The 19141-nt window shown below is 67.1% G+C and carries 15 protein-coding genes; 7 read left to right on the top strand and 8 right to left on the bottom strand.

Going from position 1 to position 19141, the window contains the following annotated elements; all coding sequences use genetic code 11:
• Positions 1 to 184 precede the first annotated feature (184 nt).
• Genes K4043_RS07495 through K4043_RS07485 form a run of 3 tightly spaced genes read left to right on the top strand, consistent with a single transcriptional unit; the run spans position 185 to position 7517 of the window.
• Complete coding sequence (locus K4043_RS07495; RefSeq protein ID WP_265308795.1) at positions 185 to 1351, top strand: MdtA/MuxA family multidrug efflux RND transporter periplasmic adaptor subunit; 1167 nt, start codon at positions 185 to 187, stop codon at positions 1349 to 1351.
• Positions 1348 to 4455, top strand: coding sequence for an MdtB/MuxB family multidrug efflux RND transporter permease subunit (locus K4043_RS07490; RefSeq protein WP_265308794.1), 3108 nt, complete (start codon positions 1348 to 1350; stop codon positions 4453 to 4455). Before K4043_RS07495 ends, K4043_RS07490 begins: the two co-directional genes overlap by 4 nt.
• The gene (locus K4043_RS07485) at positions 4452 to 7517 is read left to right on the top strand and encodes an efflux RND transporter permease subunit (protein ID WP_265308792.1); all 3066 of its coding nucleotides are present in this window, start codon (positions 4452 to 4454) and stop codon (positions 7515 to 7517) included. The genes K4043_RS07490 and K4043_RS07485 overlap by 4 nt, the downstream gene beginning before the upstream one ends.
• A 19-nt stretch (positions 7518 to 7536) precedes the next feature.
• Here K4043_RS07485 and K4043_RS07480 read toward each other — a convergent pair whose 3' ends face one another.
• The 8 genes from K4043_RS07480 to K4043_RS07445 all read right to left on the bottom strand — a co-directional run bounded on the left by K4043_RS07480 (position 7537) and on the right by K4043_RS07445 (position 13656).
• The gene (locus K4043_RS07480; protein WP_123730041.1) at positions 7537 to 8013 is read right to left on the bottom strand and encodes a GNAT family N-acetyltransferase; all 477 of its coding nucleotides are present in this window, start codon (positions 8011 to 8013) and stop codon (positions 7537 to 7539) included.
• A gap of 3 nt (positions 8014 to 8016) precedes the next feature.
• Positions 8017 to 8286, bottom strand: coding sequence for a DUF1778 domain-containing protein (locus K4043_RS07475; RefSeq protein WP_265308791.1), 270 nt, complete (start codon positions 8284 to 8286; stop codon positions 8017 to 8019).
• Positions 8287 to 8463: 177 nt separating this feature from the next.
• Entirely contained in the window at positions 8464 to 9537 is a 1074-nt protein-coding gene (aroG, locus tag K4043_RS07470; RefSeq protein ID WP_123730039.1) for a 3-deoxy-7-phosphoheptulonate synthase AroG, read from the bottom strand.
• 271 nt (positions 9538 to 9808) lie between these two features.
• The gene (locus tag K4043_RS07465) at positions 9809 to 10156 is read right to left on the bottom strand and encodes a DUF6616 family protein (RefSeq protein ID WP_265308789.1); all 348 of its coding nucleotides are present in this window, start codon (positions 10154 to 10156) and stop codon (positions 9809 to 9811) included.
• Between the two features lie 14 nt (positions 10157 to 10170).
• The gene (locus K4043_RS07460) at positions 10171 to 10911 is read right to left on the bottom strand and encodes a DNA alkylation repair protein (protein ID WP_265308788.1); all 741 of its coding nucleotides are present in this window, start codon (positions 10909 to 10911) and stop codon (positions 10171 to 10173) included.
• Positions 10908 to 11402 carry a MarR family transcriptional regulator gene (locus K4043_RS07455; RefSeq protein WP_265308787.1) on the bottom strand — a complete coding sequence of 165 codons (495 nt, stop codon included), beginning with the start codon at positions 11400 to 11402 and terminating at the stop codon, positions 10908 to 10910. The genes K4043_RS07460 and K4043_RS07455 overlap by 4 nt, the downstream gene beginning before the upstream one ends.
• 225 nt (positions 11403 to 11627) lie before the next feature.
• Positions 11628 to 13277, bottom strand: coding sequence for a chaperonin GroEL (groL, locus tag K4043_RS07450; protein ID WP_019183552.1), 1650 nt, complete (start codon positions 13275 to 13277; stop codon positions 11628 to 11630).
• A 91-nt stretch (positions 13278 to 13368) separates the two neighbouring features.
• Complete coding sequence (locus tag K4043_RS07445) at positions 13369 to 13656, bottom strand: co-chaperone GroES (RefSeq protein ID WP_019183551.1); 288 nt, start codon at positions 13654 to 13656, stop codon at positions 13369 to 13371.
• A gap of 293 nt (positions 13657 to 13949) precedes the next feature.
• Between K4043_RS07445 and K4043_RS07440 the strand changes: the two genes are divergently transcribed.
• From K4043_RS07440 to K4043_RS07425, 4 genes are all read left to right on the top strand, one after another.
• Positions 13950 to 15734 (top strand): endonuclease, encoded by a 1785-nt coding sequence (locus tag K4043_RS07440; RefSeq protein ID WP_265308786.1) that lies wholly within the window; start codon positions 13950 to 13952, stop codon positions 15732 to 15734.
• Between the two features lie 72 nt (positions 15735 to 15806).
• A complete protein-coding gene (cutA, locus tag K4043_RS07435) occupies positions 15807 to 16145 on the top strand; it encodes a divalent-cation tolerance protein CutA (RefSeq protein WP_265308784.1) in 339 nt (112 codons plus the stop codon).
• The gene (locus tag K4043_RS07430) at positions 16145 to 18511 is read left to right on the top strand and encodes a protein-disulfide reductase DsbD (protein ID WP_265308783.1); all 2367 of its coding nucleotides are present in this window, start codon (positions 16145 to 16147) and stop codon (positions 18509 to 18511) included. Before cutA ends, K4043_RS07430 begins: the two co-directional genes overlap by 1 nt.
• A complete protein-coding gene (locus K4043_RS07425) occupies positions 18508 to 19068 on the top strand; it encodes a TlpA disulfide reductase family protein (RefSeq protein ID WP_265308782.1) in 561 nt (186 codons plus the stop codon). Before K4043_RS07430 ends, K4043_RS07425 begins: the two co-directional genes overlap by 4 nt.
• The last annotated feature ends 73 nt before the right edge of the window (positions 19069 to 19141 follow it).

The raw sequence follows: 19141 nt of genomic DNA, 5'->3' as shown, positions 1-19141 counted from the left end.
AAGGTCACGGGAGCTTGAGCGGCCCGGCCCTGTATCATGGCGCTCCCGTTCCATTCGAACGGCATCCAGCCACGCGGCGGTGTTCCACCCGCTGCCCCGCCAGACACCCTCTCCCCCGTTGACCAGCCGCTGTCGGCCGGTCCCCATGGACGCACTGCTCCGGTGGAGGGTGCGCAGGATGCGTATGTCCGCTTCAACGCCCCCGTCGTCTCGCCGTCGTATGGTCAAACCGCTGTTGATCGCTGCCGCTGTCGGCCTGGCCGCCATCGCTGCATGGAAACTGCTCTCGCCCGCCCCCGCCGCCGGCCCGTCCGGTGGTCCGCAGCCGACCCCGGTACGCGTGGCCACCGCAACGCAGGAAGATATGGTGGTGCGCCTGAAGGCGCTCGGCACGGTGACCCCGCTGCATACGGTGAGCATCCGCAGCCGCGTGGATGGCGAACTGCTGCGTCTGGCGTTCTCCGAAGGCCAGCACGTCACCGCCGGCGAGCTGCTGGCCGAGATCGATCCGCGCCCGTTCCAGGTGCAGCTGTCGCGTGCGCTGGGTACCCAGCAGCAGAACCTGGCCGAGCTGGACAACGCCGAGAGCCAGCTCAAGCGCTTCGCCGAACTGCAGACCAAGCACTTCGTCTCCGCGCAGGACCTCAGTGATCAGCAGAGCAAGGTGCGCCAGCTGCAGGGCCGCCGCCAGACCGACCAGGCCGCGGTGGATGAAGCACGCCTGCAGCTGCAGTACACCCGCATCACCGCGCCGGTGGCCGGGCGCATGGGCCTGCGCAATGTGGATGTCGGCAACCTGGTGCGCAGTGGCGATACCGAACCGCTGGCCACGATCACCCAGACCACCCCGATCAGCGTGCTGTTCACCGTGCCCGAGCCGGACCTGCCGGCGGTGGTCGCTGCGGCACGCGCCAATCCGCAGCTGACCGTGGAAGCCTGGGACCGCGAGGAGCGCACTGCACTGGGCGATGGCGTGCTCTCCAGCCTGGACAACCGCATCGATACCGCCACCGGTACGCTCAAACTGCGCGCGCAGTTCGCCAATGCGGATGAATCGCTGTTCCCCAACCAGTTCGTCAACGTGCGCCTGCAGGTCAGCAGCAGCGATGCGGTGGTCATTCCCAATGCCGCGGTGCAGTTCGGCAGCAAGGGCAGCTACGTCTACGTGATCGCGGCCGATGACACCTCGTCCCTGCGCAGCGTGGTGCTCGGCCCGGCCGATGGCGAACGCGTCTCGGTGCGCGAAGGCCTCAAGGCGGGCGAGCGTGTGGTGGTGGAAGGCATCGACGGGCTGCGCGAAGGCGCCAAGGTCGAGGTGGTGGAGCAGGACCCGCCGCGGACCGGCGCATGAACCTTTCGCGCCCCTTCATCGAGCGCCCGGTCGCGACCACGCTGCTGATGGTGGCGCTGCTGCTGTCCGGCGTGATGGCCTACCGCCTGCTGCCGGTCGCGGCACTGCCGCAGGTCGATTACCCGATCATCCAGATCACCACGCTGTATCCCGGCGCCAGCCCGGATGTCACCACCAGCGCGGTCACCGCGCCGCTGGAACGGCAGCTGGGCCAGATCCCGGGGCTGAAGCAGATGTCGTCCACCAGCTCCGGCGGCGCGTCGGTGATCACCCTGCAGTTCTCGCTGGAGGTGGCGCTCGGCGTGGCCGAGCAGGAAGTGCAGGCCGCGATCAACGCCGCCGACAGCTTCCTGCCTGACGACCTGCCGGTGCCACCGGTGTACCGCAAGGTCAACCCGGCCGATACGCCGATCCTGACCCTGGCGGTGACCTCACAGGGCCTCTCGCTGCCGCAGGTGCACGATCTGGTCGATACGCGCATGGCGCAGCGGCTCTCGCAGCTGCCCGGCGTCGGCCTGGTCAGCCTGGCCGGCGGGCAGCGCCCGGCGGTCCGCATCCAGGTCAATCCTTCTGCGCTGGCCGCCAACGGCCTGAGCATGGCCAGCATCCGTACCGCGATCGGCACGGCCAACGTCAACATGCCCAAGGGCAGCTTCGACGGGCCGACCCGCGCGATCATGCTCGATGCCAACGATCAGATGCGCTCGGTGGCCGAGTACCGCGCCCTGATCCTGGCCTGGAAGGACGGTGCACCGCTGCGCCTGGGCGACGTGGCCACCATCGAAGATGGCGCCGAGAACCGCCAGCTGGCCGCGTGGTCGGGCACCACCCCGGCGGTGCTGATCAACATCCAGCGCCAGCCCGGCGCGAACGTGATCGCCGTGGTCGACCAGGTGCGTGCGCTGCTGCCGCAACTGCAGGCCTCGCTGCCGGCCGGTGTGGATGTGGCCATCCTCAGCGATCGCACCGAATCGATCCGCGCGTCCATCCGCGGCGTGCAGCACGAGCTGCTGATCGCGATCGCACTGGTGGTGATGGTCACCTTCCTGTTCCTGCGCAACATCCCGGCCACGATCATTCCCAGCATCGCGGTCCCGCTGTCGCTGGTCGGCACGTTCGGGGTGATGCTGCTGGCCGGCTTCTCGCTCAACAATCTCACCCTGATGGCGCTGACCATCGCCACCGGCTTCGTGGTGGACGATGCGATCGTGATGCTGGAGAACATCGCCCGTCATCTGGAGCGCGGTGCCACGCCGATGCAGGCCGCACTGAAGGGCGCCAGGCAGATCGGCTTCACGCTGATCTCGCTGACCCTGTCGCTGATCGCCGTGCTGATCCCGCTGCTGTTCATGGCCGACGTGGTCGGCAAGCTGTTCCACGAATTCGCGATCACCTTGGCGGTGGCGATCGGCATCTCGCTGCTGGTCTCGCTGACGCTGACGCCGATGATGTGCGCGCGCCTGCTCAAGGCCGGCCATGCGACCCGTCGCGATGCCGATGGGCAGGAATCGGCCCAGCAGGGCGACCCGTTCGACCGCGTCGTGGCGGTCTACGATCGCCAGCTGCACTGGGTGCTGCAGCGCCAGCCGCTGATGCTGGCCGCTACCGTCGCCACGCTGGTGCTGACCGCGCTGCTGTACGTGTGGGTACCCAAGGGCTTCTTCCCGGTGCAGGATGCCGGGCTGATCCAGGGCATCAGCGAGGCGCCGCAGTCGATCTCCTTCCAGGCGATGGCGCAGCGCCAGCAGGCGCTGTCGGCGGCGTTGCTGGAAGATGAGGACGTGGCCAGCCTGTCCTCGTTCATCGGCGTGGACGGCAACAACGCCACGCTCAACAGTGGGCGTCTTCTGATCGAATTGAAACCGCACGCACAGCGCGATGCCGATGCGCAGGCGATCATCGCGCGGCTGCAGCAGCGCGTGGCGCATGTACCGGGCATCAAACTGTACCTGCAGCCGGTGCAGGAACTGGGCATCGAGGACCGGATCAGCCGGACCCAGTACCAGTTCACCCTGACCAGCCCGGATATCGCGCAGCTGGATACGTGGACGCCGCGCCTGCTCGAGCATCTGCAGCAGGCACCGGCCCTGGCCGACGTCGCCAGCGATCTGCAGAACCAAGGGCTGCAGGCACACGTGGTGATCGACCGGGTCGCCGCGGCGCGTCTGGGCATCAGCGTGGAGACCATCGCCGATGCGCTGTACGACGCGTTCGGGCAGCGCCAGATCTCGACCATCTTCACCCAGGCCAACCAGTACCGCGTGGTGCTGGAAGCGCGCCCGGACGTGGCCTTCGGTCCGGATGCGATCGCACGCCTGCACGTCACCGGTCCGGATGGTCGGCAGGTGCCGCTGGGCGGCATCGCCCGGATCGAACAGCGCCCCGCGCAGCTGCTGATCAACCACGTGGGCCAGTTTCCGGCGGTGACGTTCTCGTTCAACCTCGGCCCGCAGGCATCGCTGGGCGAAGCGGTGCAGGCCATCGAGAGCGCACGCGCCGCGATCGGCCTGCCGGCCAGCGTCGAACTGCGCCTGCAGGGGGCGGCCGATGCGTTCCGCGCCTCGCTGTCGAGCACGTTGTGGCTGGTGCTGGCGGCGGTGGTGGTGATGTACCTGGTGCTGGGCGTGCTCTATGAGAGCTTCATCCATCCGATCACCATCCTCTCCACCCTGCCTTCGGCCACGGTGGGGGCGTTGCTTGCGTTGCTGGTCAGCGGACGCAGCCTGGACCTGATCGCGGTGATCGGCATCGTGCTGCTGATCGGGCTGGTCAAGAAGAACGCGATCATGATGATCGACTTCGCGCTGGAGGCCGAGCGCGAGCACGGCATGGCGCCGCGTCAGGCCATCCATCAAGCCGCATTGCTGCGCTTCCGCCCGATCCTGATGACCACGCTCGCCGCGCTGTTCGGCGCGATCCCGCTGATGTTCGCCAGCGGCTCGGGCGCCGAGCTGCGCCAGCCGCTGGGCCTGGTGATGGTCGGTGGGCTGATCGTCAGCCAGGTGCTGACCCTGTTCACCACGCCGGTGATCTATCTGTTCTTCGACCGCTTCCGCCAGCGCCCCGCGCCGGTGACCGACGGGGCTGACGAGGCGCTGGCGTGAGTCCGCTGTCGCGGGCGATCGGCTGGTTCGTGCAGCATCCCGTCGCCACCGTGCTGCTGGCGGTGGCGGTGGTGCTGGCGGGCCTGCTCGGGCTGCGCCTGCTGCCGGTCGCGCCGTTGCCGCAGGTCGACTACCCGGCGATCAACGTCAGTGCCAGCCTGCCGGGCGCGAGTCCGGAATCGATGGCGGCCAACGTCGCCACGCCATTGGAACGTGCACTGGGCACCATCCCGGGGTTGACCGGGATCGACTCGGCCAGCACCCAGGGCTCGACCCAGGTCGAGCTGACATTCGCGCTCGGCCGCAACGTGGACGATGCCGCGCGCGACGTGCAGGCGGCGATCAACGCCGCGCGCGCGCAGCTGCCCAGTGGCATGCCGGGCATGCCGCAGTACCGCAAGGTGAACCCCTCGCAGGCGCCGATCATGGCGCTGGCGCTGAGTTCGGACAGCCTCTCGCCGGGCCAGATCTACGACGTGGCCTCCACCGTGATCGCGCAGAAGCTGGCGCAGATTCCCGGCGTCGGCGAGGTGCAGGTGGGCGGCAGCTCACTGCCCGCGGTGCGCGTCTCGCTCGATCCCAATGCCCTGAACCATCACCGCATCGCGCTGGACGACATCGCCGCGGCGATCCGCAACGCCAACGCGCTCAAGCCGCTGGGCACGGTGGCCAGCCAGGCCCAGCAGTGGCAGCTGGCGGCCACGCTGCAGCTGCGCACCGCCGCCGAGTACCGCCGCTTGATCGTGGCGATGCGCGACGGCCGCCCGGTGTACCTGGAGGATGTGGCCGGGATCCGCGAAGGCGTCGAGGATCGCTACGCCAGCGGCTTCCACAATGAGCGCCCGGCGGTGCTGCTGATCGTCAGCCGCCAGCCGGACGCCAACATCATCGAGACCGTCGACGCCATCCAGGCGCAGATGGCCACGCTGCAGTCACTGCTGCCGGCCACCATCGACATGCAGGTGGTGATGGACCGCTCACCGGTGATCCGCGCCACCCTGCGCGAGGCCGAGCTGACGCTGTTGCTGGCGATCGCCCTGGTGGTGCTGGTGGTGCTGGCCTTCCTGGGTCACTGGCGCGCGGCGCTGGTGCCGACGGTGGCGATCCCGGTCTCGCTGCTGGGCGCGCTGGCGATCATCGCCCTGCTCGGGTTCTCGCTCAACACGCTTTCGCTGATGGCGCTGATCGTGGCCGCGGTACTGGTGGTCGACGATGCGATCGTGGTGCTGGAAAACATCGCCCGCCATCGCGAAGAAGGCGCCTCGCCAATGACCGCCGCGCTGCGGGGCGCGGGTGAAGTCGGTGCCACGCTGCTGTCGATGAACATCGCGCTGGCCGTGGTGTTCATCTCGATCCTGTTCCTGGATGACTTCGTCGAGAAGCTGTTCCGCGAGTTCTCGCTGACCCTGGTGGCGGCGATGGGCGTCTCGCTGCTGGTTTCACTGAGCCTGACCCCGATGCTGTGCGCGCGCCTGCTGGGCCGTGAGCGGCCCGGTGCGGGCAACGTGCTGCAGCGGGGCGGCACGGCGTTGTTCGAGCGACTGCGCGGCGCCTACGTGGCCAGCCTGCAGACGATGCTGCGCTGGCTCGCACTGCCGCTGCTGCTGTTCGCCGGCGTGATCGCGCTGAATGTGTGGCTGTTCCAGCAGGTGCCCAAGGGCATCGTGCCCAAGCAGGACACGGCGCAGCTGCGTGGCTTCGCGCGCGGCGACGACGGCCTCTCTTTCCAGGTCATGCAGCCCAAGATCGAGGCCTACCGCAAACTGCTGCTGGCGGACCCGGCCATCAGCGACATCATCGGGTATATCGGTGGGCGCAGCGGGGTCAACAACGCCTTCATCATGATCAAGATGAAGCCGCTGGCCGAGCGCAAGGTCTCCAGCCAGCAGGTGATCGACCGCCTGCGCGCCAACATGCCGAAGATTCCCGGTGGCGGCATGTTCCTGTGGGTGGACCAGGACATCAAGCTGGAAGGCAGTGGCGACAGCGGCCAGTACGAGTTCCAGCTGCTCTCCGGCGAACTGGAACCGCTGCGGCAATGGACGCCCAAGGTGGCCGATGCACTGCGCGCCCTGCCCGAGCTGGTGGATGTGGAATCCAAGGGCGATGAAGGCATGCGCCAGGTGGTGCTCGACATCGACCGCGATGCCGCCGCCCGCCTGGGCGTGGACATGCGCATGATCGCTTCGGTGCTCAACAACGCCTTCAGCCAACGCCAGGTCGCCACGCTGTACGACACCCTCAACCAGTACCGCGTGGTGATGGAGCTGGACCCGCGTTACACCCAGGATCCCTCCACGCTGGAGCAGATCCATGTGATCGGCAAGGACGGCCAGCGCCTGCCATTGTCGTCCATCGCGCGGTGGGAGTACGGCATGGCGCCGGACCGGATCTATCACAGCCAGCAGTTCGCCTCGGTCTGGATCGAATTCGCGCTGGCGCCCGGCGTCACCCTGGACCAGGCAGTAAAAGCGGTGGACCAGGCCATGGCCAGGATCATGTTGCCCACCCATGTGCAGGCGCGGCTCAGTGGCGAAGCCGGTGGCTTCGAAAAGCTGCGCGAGCGCCAGCTGTGGCTGATCCTCGGCGCGATGCTGGCGGTGTATCTGGTGCTGGGCGTGCTGTACGAGAGCTTCGTGCAGCCGCTGGCGATTCTATCCACCCTGCCCTCGGCCGGCGTTGGCGCCTTGCTGGCGCTGATGGCCTTCGGCAACGAGTTGAACCTGATCTCGCTGCTTGGCCTGTTCCTGCTCGTAGGCGTGGTGATGAAGAACACCATCCTGATCATCGATTTCGCGCTGTCGGCCGAACGCGAGCGCGGGCTGTCGTCGTACGACGCGATCTGCGAGGCGGCACGGCTGCGGTTCCGCCCGATCCTGATGACCAGCGTGGCCGCGCTGTTGGGCACATTGCCGCTGATGCTGGCCACCGGCGAAGGCTGGGAGATGCGCCAGCCGCTGGGCATCGCGATCGTGGGCGGGTTGCTGGTCAGCCAGTGGCTGACCCTGTACACCACGCCGGCAATCTATCTGGCGTTGGCGAGGCTGCGGCGGGCGGCGTGATCATCGGACGCGCGACGCCCTAGGCCATCGGCAACATCAGCGTCATGCCATCCATTGGCGACTCGATGAAGCCATGCTTGAGATAGAACCCTTTGGCAGTCTCGTCGAAAGCATGGCACAACAAGGCACGCGCGCCGATCTGCCCGCAGACCTGCAGCGTGCGTTGTACAGCGTCCTTCAGCAGCCCCGCGCCGACGCCTTGGCCGACCCAGTCGGCATGGACGGCCAGCCTGCCCAGCACGATGACCGGAATGGGGTGCGGCATGTTCCGGCGAAGACGGCCGGGAACCACGTGATGTGAAACGCCGCCGGCAGCAAGTGCGTAGTAACCGACCACGTTGTGTTGCGTATCACAGACAACAAAACACCGCGATGCGCCCGATGCCTGGTTCTGATGCGCACGCTCCACCAACCACGAGGTCAGCGCCGCGGCGCTGCATCGGAACTGCTCCAGTCGATGCCCCTGGGCAAGCGCTTGCGGCGCAGACAACCGCACTGTTCAGCGCTCCCAAGGTGCGGGCGTGCTCAAGAGCTTCCTGATAGCGGCGTTGTTTTCCAGCGGTGCATCCAGCAGTGCATTGAAGCGCCGCAGCTCCTGAGGACTCAGGGAGAACTGGGTCTGGTCCGCCAGTACCTCCCGCGCCTTCTCACAGGCCGCATCCAGAATGAACTCGGTTCGGCTTACCCCGGCAATCTCGACGGCACGGTCTATCAGCGCCTGCTTGTCGGCGGGCGCCCGGAAGTTGATGACTTTGGTGGCGAGGGCCACAGGAGGCACTCCGGAGGTCTGTGCATACAATGTACACACAACTGGATGATCGCTCAACGGCACACCCCTCGTTGCAAACGGTGAGGCAAGGGTATGCCGTTAGTTCTCAATGAAAAATAGGGAGTTTCCCCGGAATTTGGTAGGCCGCAACTCCCCGCGCAGGGGCGCTCCGCCCTCTCAGGCGGCCTTGCTGATCCGCACCGCCCGCCGCGCACGCACCGCTTCGGCCAGGCTTTCCAGCACCGCCAGCGAGCTGTCCCAGCCGATGCAGCCATCGGTGATGCTCTGGCCGTAGGTCAGCGGCTGGCCGTCGACGAGGTCCTGCCGGCCGGCCACCAGATGGCTCTCGACCATGACGCCGACGATGCGCTCTTCGCCGTTGGCCAGCTGGGCGTTGATGTCGGCGATGACCTTGGGCTGGTTTTCCGGATTCTTGCTGCTGTTGGCATGGCTGGCATCGATCATGATGCGCGCGGCCAGGTGCGACTTGGCCAGGGTCTGGCTGGTCGCTTCAACGTGGTCGGCATCGTAGTTGGGCGTCTTTCCGCCACGCAGGATCACGTGGCAGTCCGGATTGCCGGCAGTGGCCACGATGGCGGTGCCGCCTTCCTTGGTGACTGACAGGAAGTGATGCGGGTTGGACGCCGCACCGATCGCATCGGCGGCGATCTTGATGTTGCCGTCGGTGCCGTTCTTGAATCCGACCGGGCACGACAGCCCCGAGGCCAGTTCGCGATGTACCTGGCTTTCGGTGGTGCGCGCGCCGATGGCGCCCCATGCCACGAGATCGGCGATGTACTGCGGCGAGATCACATCGAGGAATTCAACGCCGGCGGGCAGGCCGAGCTTGTTGATGTCGCGCAGCAGGCCACGCGCCACGCGCAGGCCCTTGTTGATGTTGAAGCTGCCGTCCAGGTCCGGATCGTTGATCAGGCCTTTCCAGCCCACCGTGGTGCGCGGCTTTTCGAAGTAGACGCGCATGACGATTTCCAGCTCGTCAGCAAAGGCGTCACGCAGCGGCTTGAGGCGCTGGGCGTATTCGATGGCGGCCACCGGGTCGTGGATCGAGCACGGGCCGATCACTACCGCCAGGCGGTCATCGCGGCCGTGCAGGATCTCGTGCAGGGCCGCGCGCGAGGCGCTGACCGTATCGGAGGCTTCGTCGTCGCAGGGCAGCATCGCCAGCAGCTGCGCCGGCGGGGTCAACGGTTCGATCTTGCGGATGCGCAGGTCGTCGGTATGGGGGGGCATGGGGTAACTCCTTGGCAGTGGGGGTCCCCAGCGCGGCGGCAACAAAAAAGCCGCCAGGTGCGCTGGCGGCTTTCGGGAATGCGTCTGAAGGTTTCTTCAGGGTGAACGCATGCCTTCCTCCGCCGGTGGCTTCGGAAAGTAATACCAAAAGTAGGAATTGGCGGGGCGTGCGTTCATTGGGGAGTATTGATAACACAGGGGTTTGGAGGTGCCAACTGTTTCATTCGCAACTGCGATGACCATTCAGCCGCTGCCGACCCGGCGTGCACCATCACCCTCGCGGCAGCGCGGCCAGCTCGGCCAGGTGCTGCTGCAGGTTTCCCGCTGCACCCACTGCATGGGTAGTGGTGAAGTACTCATGCCAGCCGGTGGCGCCGATCGCGGCCAGCAAGGCATCGGCATCCAGCCGTTCTGCGCACTGCCACACCGCATAGAACTGCTCGGCCGTGGTGTGCGGCACGTCCTGCTCGATACGGCCCATCGCTACCGGCGTGACGCGTGCGGGATCCACGTTCTGCATGCCCGCACCGATGCGGGCGAAGAGCGCCCCGCGCGACACCGGGTCCAGCGCGGTCCAGGCAGGGGTGGCGGTGTACAGCTCGATCAACATGTGCGACATGGCATTCCTTGAGGTCAGAGCGAGCGCAGTGCGCGCTTGCGGATATAGGTGTTGGCCGGATCATCGCCGTGGTGCTGCTGCCATTCGCTGCACAGTGCGCGGACCCAATCGGGCTGGCTTTTGCCGGCGTCGTTGAGCCAGTTGCCGACCGAATCCTGCACGTAGCGCGAGGCGTCACAACACAGCGCCTGCAGCAACGGCAGGGCGTGGTGGGGTTCCTGCTTGAACAGCGTGATGTGCGCGGCCCATACGCCACGCGGGCGCAATGCTTCGCAGGCAAAGCGGCGCACGTTGGGTGAGGCGTCGGTACTCCAGCCGTGCAGGTGCGTCAGCACGCGCAGCGGTTCGGAGACGATATGCGGACGCACGGCCAGCCACGCCCACTCGCGCACGCCAAAATGCGCGTCATCGGCAAGCGCGCGCAGCGCATCCAGCTTGTGCTCCAGTGACAACGCAGGGTCGCTCCCGATCAGATAGCAGGCCCAGCCACGCACCGTGTCACTGGCATGGCGTGACCACTGCGCGTGATCGCCGTGACCATGCACGCGCAGCAGAGTGGCCGCACCCTGCATGCGCAGGGTGATGCCGCGCTTGGCGGCGTTGCGCATCGGGGTGATCGCAGAGGCTGGCAAACCGGGTGCGACATTGGCCATCAGCTTGGCGAAATCAACGGCCAGCACTTCGGCCAAGTGCGTGGCTTCGGTTTCACCGCGATCCAGCTGTCCGCGTCGCTCGCGGGTGACGGGCTGCTTCATCCGGCACGCCCTGCGTCAGTGCGCGACCACACGCGTTGCAACAGCGTGCCGAGCGTGCGCCGTTCCCTGGGGCTGATATCGGCGAACAGCGAGGCGATCCAGTGGGTCTGCTGGTCGAACAGTTGCGCAGCCAACGTCTGGCCCGCTGCAGTCAACTGCACCTGGATGCGTCGCTTGTCGTCCGGATCACTGTGGCGGCTCACCAGGTGCTCGCGCTCCAGGCCATCCAGCAGGCCGGTCACGGTGGCACGGGTGACGCCGGCGCGCTCGGCCAACTGGTGCGGCGACAGTGCCGTGTCCGCGCCGCGCAGCAGGAACAGCAGCACGAAACGTCCTTCGCTCAGGCCCAGCGGTGCCAGACGACCCGCGCAGTCCTGATCGATCGCGCTGGCCAGCGACAACACCTGGAAACACAGCGCCAACTCACCCGTATCCGGCTGGCCGCGACGTTCCAGCTCGGTCAGGAAGGCCTGGTGTTTGATTTCCAGCATGCAGGCGGATCCGGAATAGTACGGCGGCTAACTATATCGCCGTTGCATGGCATCTGGAAGCGTTTCGTACCGGAAGTCGCGCCGACGACAGGTACTTCAGCGCCGACCGGCGCGCTGTGAGCCCGTGATACGCGCACAAAAAAACCCCGCCTTCCGGCGGGGTTTTTCGTACTGCATTGGCGCATTACTGCTCCGATGCGTGCCGACCGAAGGCCGGCCTCTACATCAGAAGTCCATGCCGCCCATGCCACCCATACCGCCCATGCCGCCGCCAGCTGCGCCAGCGCCGTCATCCTTCTTCGGGGCTTCGGCAACCATCGCTTCGGTGGTGATCATCAGGCCAGCGATCGAGGCAGCGTTCTGCAGCGCCGAACGGGTCACCTTGGTCGGGTCCAGGATGCCGAATTCCAGCATGTCGCCGAACTCGCCGGTGGCTGCGTTGTAGCCGAAGCTGCCGGTGCCTTCCTTGACCTTGTTGACGATCACGGACGGCTCTTCGCCAGCATTGGCCACGATTTCGCGCAGCGGGGCTTCCATCGCGCGCAGGGCGATCTGGATGCCGTGGTTCTGGTCTTCGTTGGCACCCTTCAGGCCGCTCAGCGCGGTGACCGCACGGACCAGGGCAACGCCGCCGCCCGGGACCACGCCTTCTTCAACGGCTGCACGGGTCGCGTGCAGGGCGTCGTCGACGCGATCCTTCTTTTCCTTCATTTCGATTTCGGTCGAGGCACCGACCTTGATCACGGCAACGCCGCCGGCCAGCTTGGCCACGCGTTCCTGCAGCTTCTCGCGGTCGTAATCCGAGGAGGTGTCTTCGATCTGGGTCTTGATCTGGGTGACACGCGCTTCGATGTTGGCCTTCTCGCCGGCGCCATCGATGATCGTGGTGTTTTCCTTGGAGACCTGCACCTTCTTGGCGCGGCCCAGGTCCTTGATCGTCGCCTTTTCCAGCGACAGACCGATTTCCTCGGAGATCACGGTGCCGCCGGTCAGCACGGCCATGTCTTCCAGCATCGCCTTGCGACGATCGCCGAAGCCCGGTGCCTTGACGGCCACGACCTTCACGATGCCACGGATGGTGTTGACCACCAGGGTGGCCAGCGCTTCGCCTTCGATGTCTTCGGCGATGATCAGCAGCGGCTTGCCGGCCTTGGCGACGCCTTCCAGCACGGGCAGCAGATCGCGCACGTTGGAGATCTTCTTGTCGTGCAGCAGCACGTACGGATCATCCAGGTCAGCGGTCTGCGACTGCTGGTTGTTGATGAAGTACGGGGACAGGTAGCCACGGTCGAACTGCATGCCTTCGACGACGTCCAGCTCGTTGTCCAGGCCCGAGCCTTCTTCAACGGTGATGACGCCTTCCTTGGTCACGCGGCGCATCGCTTCGGCGATGATGTTGCCGATCGACTCGTCCGAGTTGGCCGAGATCGTGCCGACCTGGGCAATCGCCTTGTCGTCAGCGGTCGGCTTGGAGATGTTCTTCAGCTCGGCGACGGCGGCGATCACGGCCTTGTCGATACCGCGCTTGAGGTCCATCGGGTTCATACCGGCAGCGACGGCCTTGGCGCCTTCGCGGATCAGGGCCTGGGCCAGCACGGTGGCGGTGGTGGTGCCGTCGCCGGCGTCATCGTTGGTGCGCGAAGCAACTTCCTTCACCATCTGCGCGCCCATGTTCTCGAACTTGTCAGCCAGTTCGATTTCCTTGGCGACGGAGACGCCGTCCTTGGTGATGGTCGGCGCGCCGAAGCTCTTTTCGAGCACGACGTTGCGGCCCTTCGGGCCCAGGGTGGCCTTGACGGCATTGGCGAGAACGTTGACGCCGCGAACCATGCGGGCGCGGGCGTCTTCACCGAAACGAATATCTTTGGCAGCCATTGCGATTACCTTTTTATGTAGAGCCGGGCGATGCCCGGCTGCTTGAACGGGAGGAAGTGCGGAAGCGCCGGCACGGGGCCGGCCGCATCACTCAGCCGACGATGGCGAGGATGTCGTCTTCGCGCAGGACCTTGAACTCGACGCCTTCGGACTTGTAGCTGCTGCCGGCGTACTGGCCGTAGATGACCTTGTCACCGACCTTCAGCGACGGCGCGCGCACGCTGCCGTTGTCCAGGGGCTTGCCCGGGCCGACGGCCACGACTTCACCCTTGGTCGACTTTTCCTTGGCGGAATCCGGAATCACGATGCCGCCGGACGAGATTTCGTCGGCTTCGATCGGCTTGACTACGACGCGGTCATGAAGCGGCTTGATGCTCATGTGAGACCCTTTTAAGTTGTTGATTGGTCTAGGAAAGTCTGGGGATGTTAGCACTCGCACAGGGCGACTGCCAGCCACGCTCACGAAAAAACCCGACGGTGCGGGACAGAGCAGAGATGGTGCTGGCCCCTCCCCTTTCAAGGGCAGTGGGCCGGATTTTTTCGCCGACCCCGGCCTGGATGTGAATGTTTGACGCAGTTCTCAATGCGAAAGGTCGAATCCGACAGACCTACGGATGTGTCATCTGGAGTGAGTAGATTCGATCGGCATTGACCAATCACAAGGAGCCGTAGATGAGGTTGCTGACGCCGCTGTCCCTGGCCTGCCTGCTGGTGCTGGCCACCAGCCCGGCCCGGGCCGATGTATTCATCAATGAACTGCATTACGACGACAGCACCCCGGCCGGGGACGTCGGCGAGGCGATCGAAGTGGTCGCCACCGCCGGTGAAGACCTGTCCGGCTACCGGCTCTATCTCTACAACGGCAGCAACCCCTCGGCGGCCGCGGTCTACGCCAACAACGCGGTCCCGGCCGGCACCGCCAGTTGCGGCGGCGCCCGGCTGGCCACGGTCAGCTACCCGACCAACGGGATCCAGAACGGTCCCAACGACGGCATTGCCCTGGTCGACGCCAGCGGCAAGGTGGTCCAGTTCCTCAGCTACGAGGGCACCATCACCGCCGCCGGGGGTCCCGCGGCAGGCCTGACCAGCCAGAACATCCCGGTCAGCGAGACCAACAGCACCGCCCCGGGCACCTCCCTGCAGCTGACCGGCAGCGGCAGCCAGTACGTCCATTTCACCTGGGCCGAATCGGCCACGCAGACCTTTGGCGCGTGCAACCACGGCCAGACCTTCAGCGGCGGCGGCCCGACCGGCCCGAACACCGCGCCCTCGGTCACCGCCACCACCCCCGAGCAGGGCGCCAGCACCTTCCCGGCTGCCGCCGACCTGAGCGTCACCTTCAGTGAGCCGGTCACCCTGTCCAGCGGCGCCTTCGCGCTGAGCTGCGGCCAGTCCGGCACGGTCGCGCTGAGCCACCCGACCACCGGCACCCGCTTCACCCTGGCCACCAACACCGCGCTGGTGGCGGGGGAAGCCTGCCGCTTCGACATCCGCGCCACCCGCGTGAAGGATGCCCAGGGCGCACGCCCGGCCGCCGATACGCGCATCGCCTTCACCGTGGCCACCGCCACCACGCCTGATCCGGGCAACCCTGGCACTCCCGGCGAGTACTACGCCCGGGTCAACACCTCCAACCCCAGCCAGTTGCGCTGCTCGCTGCACGAGACCATCAAGGGTCACACCGCCTACCCCTACAGCGGCTCGGGCACCAGCACCTGGACCATCCTGGAAATCGCCGACGAAGATCCCAACAACAGCGGCAAGATCCTCGATGCCTACCGCAACCGCAGCTACACCAAGGTCAGCGGGCGCGCAGGCACCGGCAGCGGGCTGACCTACAACCGCGAACACACCTGGCCCAACTCGCTGGGCTTTGCCAGCACCACCGGCGACAAGGGCCTGCCCTACGCGCCCTATACCGACACCCACATGCTGTATCTGACCGATGCACAGTGGAATGCGGACCGCGGCAACAAGCCCTTTGCCAGATGCGACAGCAACTGCGGTGAACGCGCGACCGAGGCCAACAATGGCTTCGGCGGCGGCAGTGGCGGCTACCCGGGCACCTCCAACTGGGTGCGCACGCCGGATGGCAATGGCGGCTCGTTCGAAGTGTGGGGCCACCGCAAGGGCGATATGGCGCGTGCGGTGATGTACATGGCGATCCGTTATGAAGGCGGTAAAGATGCCAAAACCGGGCAGTCCGAGCCGGACCTGGAGCTGACCGACGACCGCAGCAAGATCGTCAAGACCTCGGCCTCACCGGCTTACATGGGTCTGCTCTCGACCCTGATCGACTGGCACCTGTCCGACCCGCCGGACGCGGCAGAACGCGCTCGCAACGAGGTGATCTTCAGTTTCCAGGGCAACCGCAATCCGTTCATCGACCACCCGGAGTGGGCCACCCCGACGCTGTTCACCTCGGCCAAGCCGGCCACCTGCCAGCTGGCCAACTGAGCCCGGCCGACCGGCGCCCCCTCGCGGCGCCGGTCGGACCATTGGCCTCTGGCGGTCCTATACTCGGCCGTCATGTCGATTGCCGATCCCGTCTTCCTGCTGTTCACCACCTGCCCCGACGTGGCCTGCGCCACGCGGCTGGCACGCGCGCTGGTGGACGAACGCCTGGCGGCCTGCGTCACGCGCCTGGACGGGGCGCATTCGACCTACCGCTGGCAGGGCGAGGTCACCGAGGACCATGAGGTCCAACTGTTGATCAAGACCACCGGCAGCCGCCTGGACGCGGCGATCGCGCGCGTGCAGGCCCTGCACCCGTATGAACTCCCCGAGTGCATCGCGGTCGAAACCCGCGCCGGCCTGCCGGCGTACCTGGATTGGATTCGGGCGCAGACCCGTGAGGAAAGTGATTGATGACGCTGTTTCGTCGTGTTGCCGCGCTGTGCGCGTTGCTCGTGGTCTCCCTGCCGGCCTGGGCGGTCAGCGAAAAGGATCTGCTCCCGGTCGATGAGGCCTTCGGGCTCACCGCGCAGGCGCGCGACCGCGACCGCGTGGAGATCAGCTGGAAGATCGCCCCGGGCTATTACCTGTATCGCCACCGCACCACGGTCAAGGCCGATGCCGGCTTCGACGCCGAGGCGCTGCAGCTGCCGGCCGGCAAGAAGCACCACGATGATTTCTTCGGCGAGGTGGAGACCTACCGCGAACGCCTGACCGGCGTGCTGCCCGGCAAGGCCGCCGATGGCACCGACACTGTCACGCTGGAAGTGCGCTACCAGGGCTGCGCCGATGCGGGCGTGTGCTACCCGCCGCAGAAGCGCACGCTGCAGGTGAAGCTGCCGGCCGGTGGCGGTGGCACTGCCAGCGCGGCACCGGCCGCCGCCAGCGCTGCTGCCTCCCCGTTCAACACCCCACTCGCCAACACCACCGGCAGCGCGCTGCGCCTGCCCGGCACCAGCAACGCCCAGGCGTTGCCGCTGCCGTCCGAGCGCGCCTTCGGCTTCGATGCCATCGTCGGCGATGGCAACACCGTGCTGCTGCGGTTCACGCCGGCGCCGGGCTACTACCTGTATCGCGACCGCACCTCGCTGGCGCTGGAAGGCGCGCCGGGCATCCGCGCGGACAAGCCGACATGGCCGGCCGCGAAATCGCACCGCGATGAGCACTTCGGCGACGTGGCGGTGTATTTCGACCAGATCGACGTCCCGCTGCCGCTGCGCCGCAGCCGTGCCGATGCCACCGATGCCACCCTGGTGATCACCTTCCAGGGCTGCCAGACCGATGGCATCTGCTACCCGCCGATGACGCGGCGGGTGAAGCTGGCGCTGCCGGCCGGCACGATCAATGCCAAGGCCGATGAGGTCGCACAGAAGACCGAGGTCATCGCGCCGCTGCCCAATCGCGACAAGCGCGCGCAGGCCCGCGGCGACGGTGGCACCGGCAGCCAGCCGATGCTGATCCGCCCGAACGAGCCGGCCCTGGCCGTGCCGGGCGACACCGCCGCCACCCCGGATGCCAGCGCCGACAACGCACAGCGCACCCCTCCGCCGGCCTCACCGGCCGCCGCACCGGGCAACCTGCTGGTGCTGCTGCTGTTCGCCGTGGCCGGTGGCCTGATCCTCAACCTGATGCCGTGCGTATTGCCGATCCTGTCGCTGAAGGTGCTGGGTGTGGCACAGAGTGGCGAGAGCCGCCAGCGCGCGCGCAGCCATGCACTCTGGTACACCGCCGGCGTGCTGGTCGCCTTCGCTGCGATCGGTGCGCTGGTGATCGCGCTGCGTGCAGCGGGCCAGGCCGCGGGCTGGGGCTTCCAGCTGCAGCACCCGTGGTTCATCGCCGCGCTGGTGTATCTGATGTTCGCCGTCGGCCTGAGCCTGTCGGGCGTGTTCACTATGGGCGGCAGCATGGGCGGGGTCGGCCAGACGCTGGCCTCGCGCAGCGGCCCGGTCGGCGATTTCTTCACCGGCGTGCTCGCCTGTGTGGTGGCCAGCCCGTGCGTGGCCCCGTTCATGGGCCCGGCACTGGCCTATGCCTTCGCTGCGCCCGGCCTGCAGGCGATGCTGGTATTCCTGGCACTCGGCCTGGGCCTGGCCCTGCCGTTCCTGCTGATCGGCTTCGTGCCGTCGCTGGCCCGTCGCCTGCCGCGCCCCGGCGCGTGGATGGAAACCCTCAAGCTGGTGCTGGCCTTCCCGATGTACGGCACCGCGATCTGGCTGCTGTGGGTGCTGGGCAAGCAGCGCGGCGTGGATGCGATGGCGCTGGTGCTGGGCGGCCTGGTGATCCTGTCGCTGGCGCTGTGGTGGTTCGAGCGCAGCCGCTGGCGCAGCCAGCGCGTGGGCGGCCTGCTGGCCCTGCTGCTGGTGCTGGCCGCGCTGTATCCGATCTGGGGCGTGACCCGCCTGGATCCGCCGGCCAAGGCCGCACAGCCGGCCAGCGACAACGTGGTGGAGTACTCACCGCAGATGCTGGACCGCCTGCGCCAGGACAACCGCGTGGTGTTCGTCAACATGACCGCCGACTGGTGCGTGACCTGCAAGGCCAACGAGCGCGCGGTGCTGGGCACCGATGCCTTCCGCGACACCCTGCGCCGGACCAACGCGGTCTACATGCGCGGCGACTACACCAATGTCGACCCGCAGATCACCGCGTTCCTGGATGAGCACAAGGCGGTCGGCGTGCCCCTGTATGTGGTCTACGGCCCGGGCGCACCGCCGACGGTGCTGCCGACCGTGCTGACCCAGGCGCTGGTGGAAGAAGCGCTGCTGCGGACCGCACGATGAGCCTGCGGCCACCACGGCAGATGGTCGTGGTGGTCGTGATCGCGGCCGTGCTGGGCATCGGCACGGGGCTGTGGTTCGCCGGGCATGACACCCGCGCTGCGATCGCCCCACCCCCGCAGCGCGCGGCAGTAGCCGCAGCCCAACCCGGCGATCCGATGCCGGCGATCACCCTGCCCGACATCCACGGACACCCCGTGGATCTGGCCCGCTTCCGTGGCCGCCCCCTGTTGATCAATGTCTGGGCCAGCTGGTGCGGCCCCTGCGTGGAGGAAATGCCCGCGCTGAACGCGTTTGCCGACGCCCAGGGCGACAGCGGCGTGCAGGTGCTCGGGCTGGCGCTGGATACCCCCGAAGGCGTGCGCGATTTCCTGGCCCGCATTCCCGTGGCCTACCCGATCGTGCTCGACACGCCCGGCCCTGCCGATGCCAGCGTGCGCCTGGGCAATGCACAGGGCCTGCTCCCCTATTCGGTGCTGGTCGATGCCGAAGGGCGCATCGTGAAGCAGAAGCTCGGGCCGTTCTCTGCCGGCGAGATCGAGGCGTGGGCGCGCCACTGAGGCCGTCTGCCATCGTCGACAGCGTGGCCGTTGATCGTGGCCGCGCAACCTCGCCGAAGGTCTTGACCGCCGT

It is taken from the genome of Stenotrophomonas sp. SRS1 (genome assembly GCF_026130205.1).
In the GTDB taxonomy this organism is placed as follows: domain Bacteria; phylum Pseudomonadota; class Gammaproteobacteria; order Xanthomonadales; family Xanthomonadaceae; genus Stenotrophomonas; species Stenotrophomonas rhizophila_B.
Note: the sequence above shows the minus strand (reverse complement) of the source record. Positions and strands in the feature narration are given on the sequence as shown.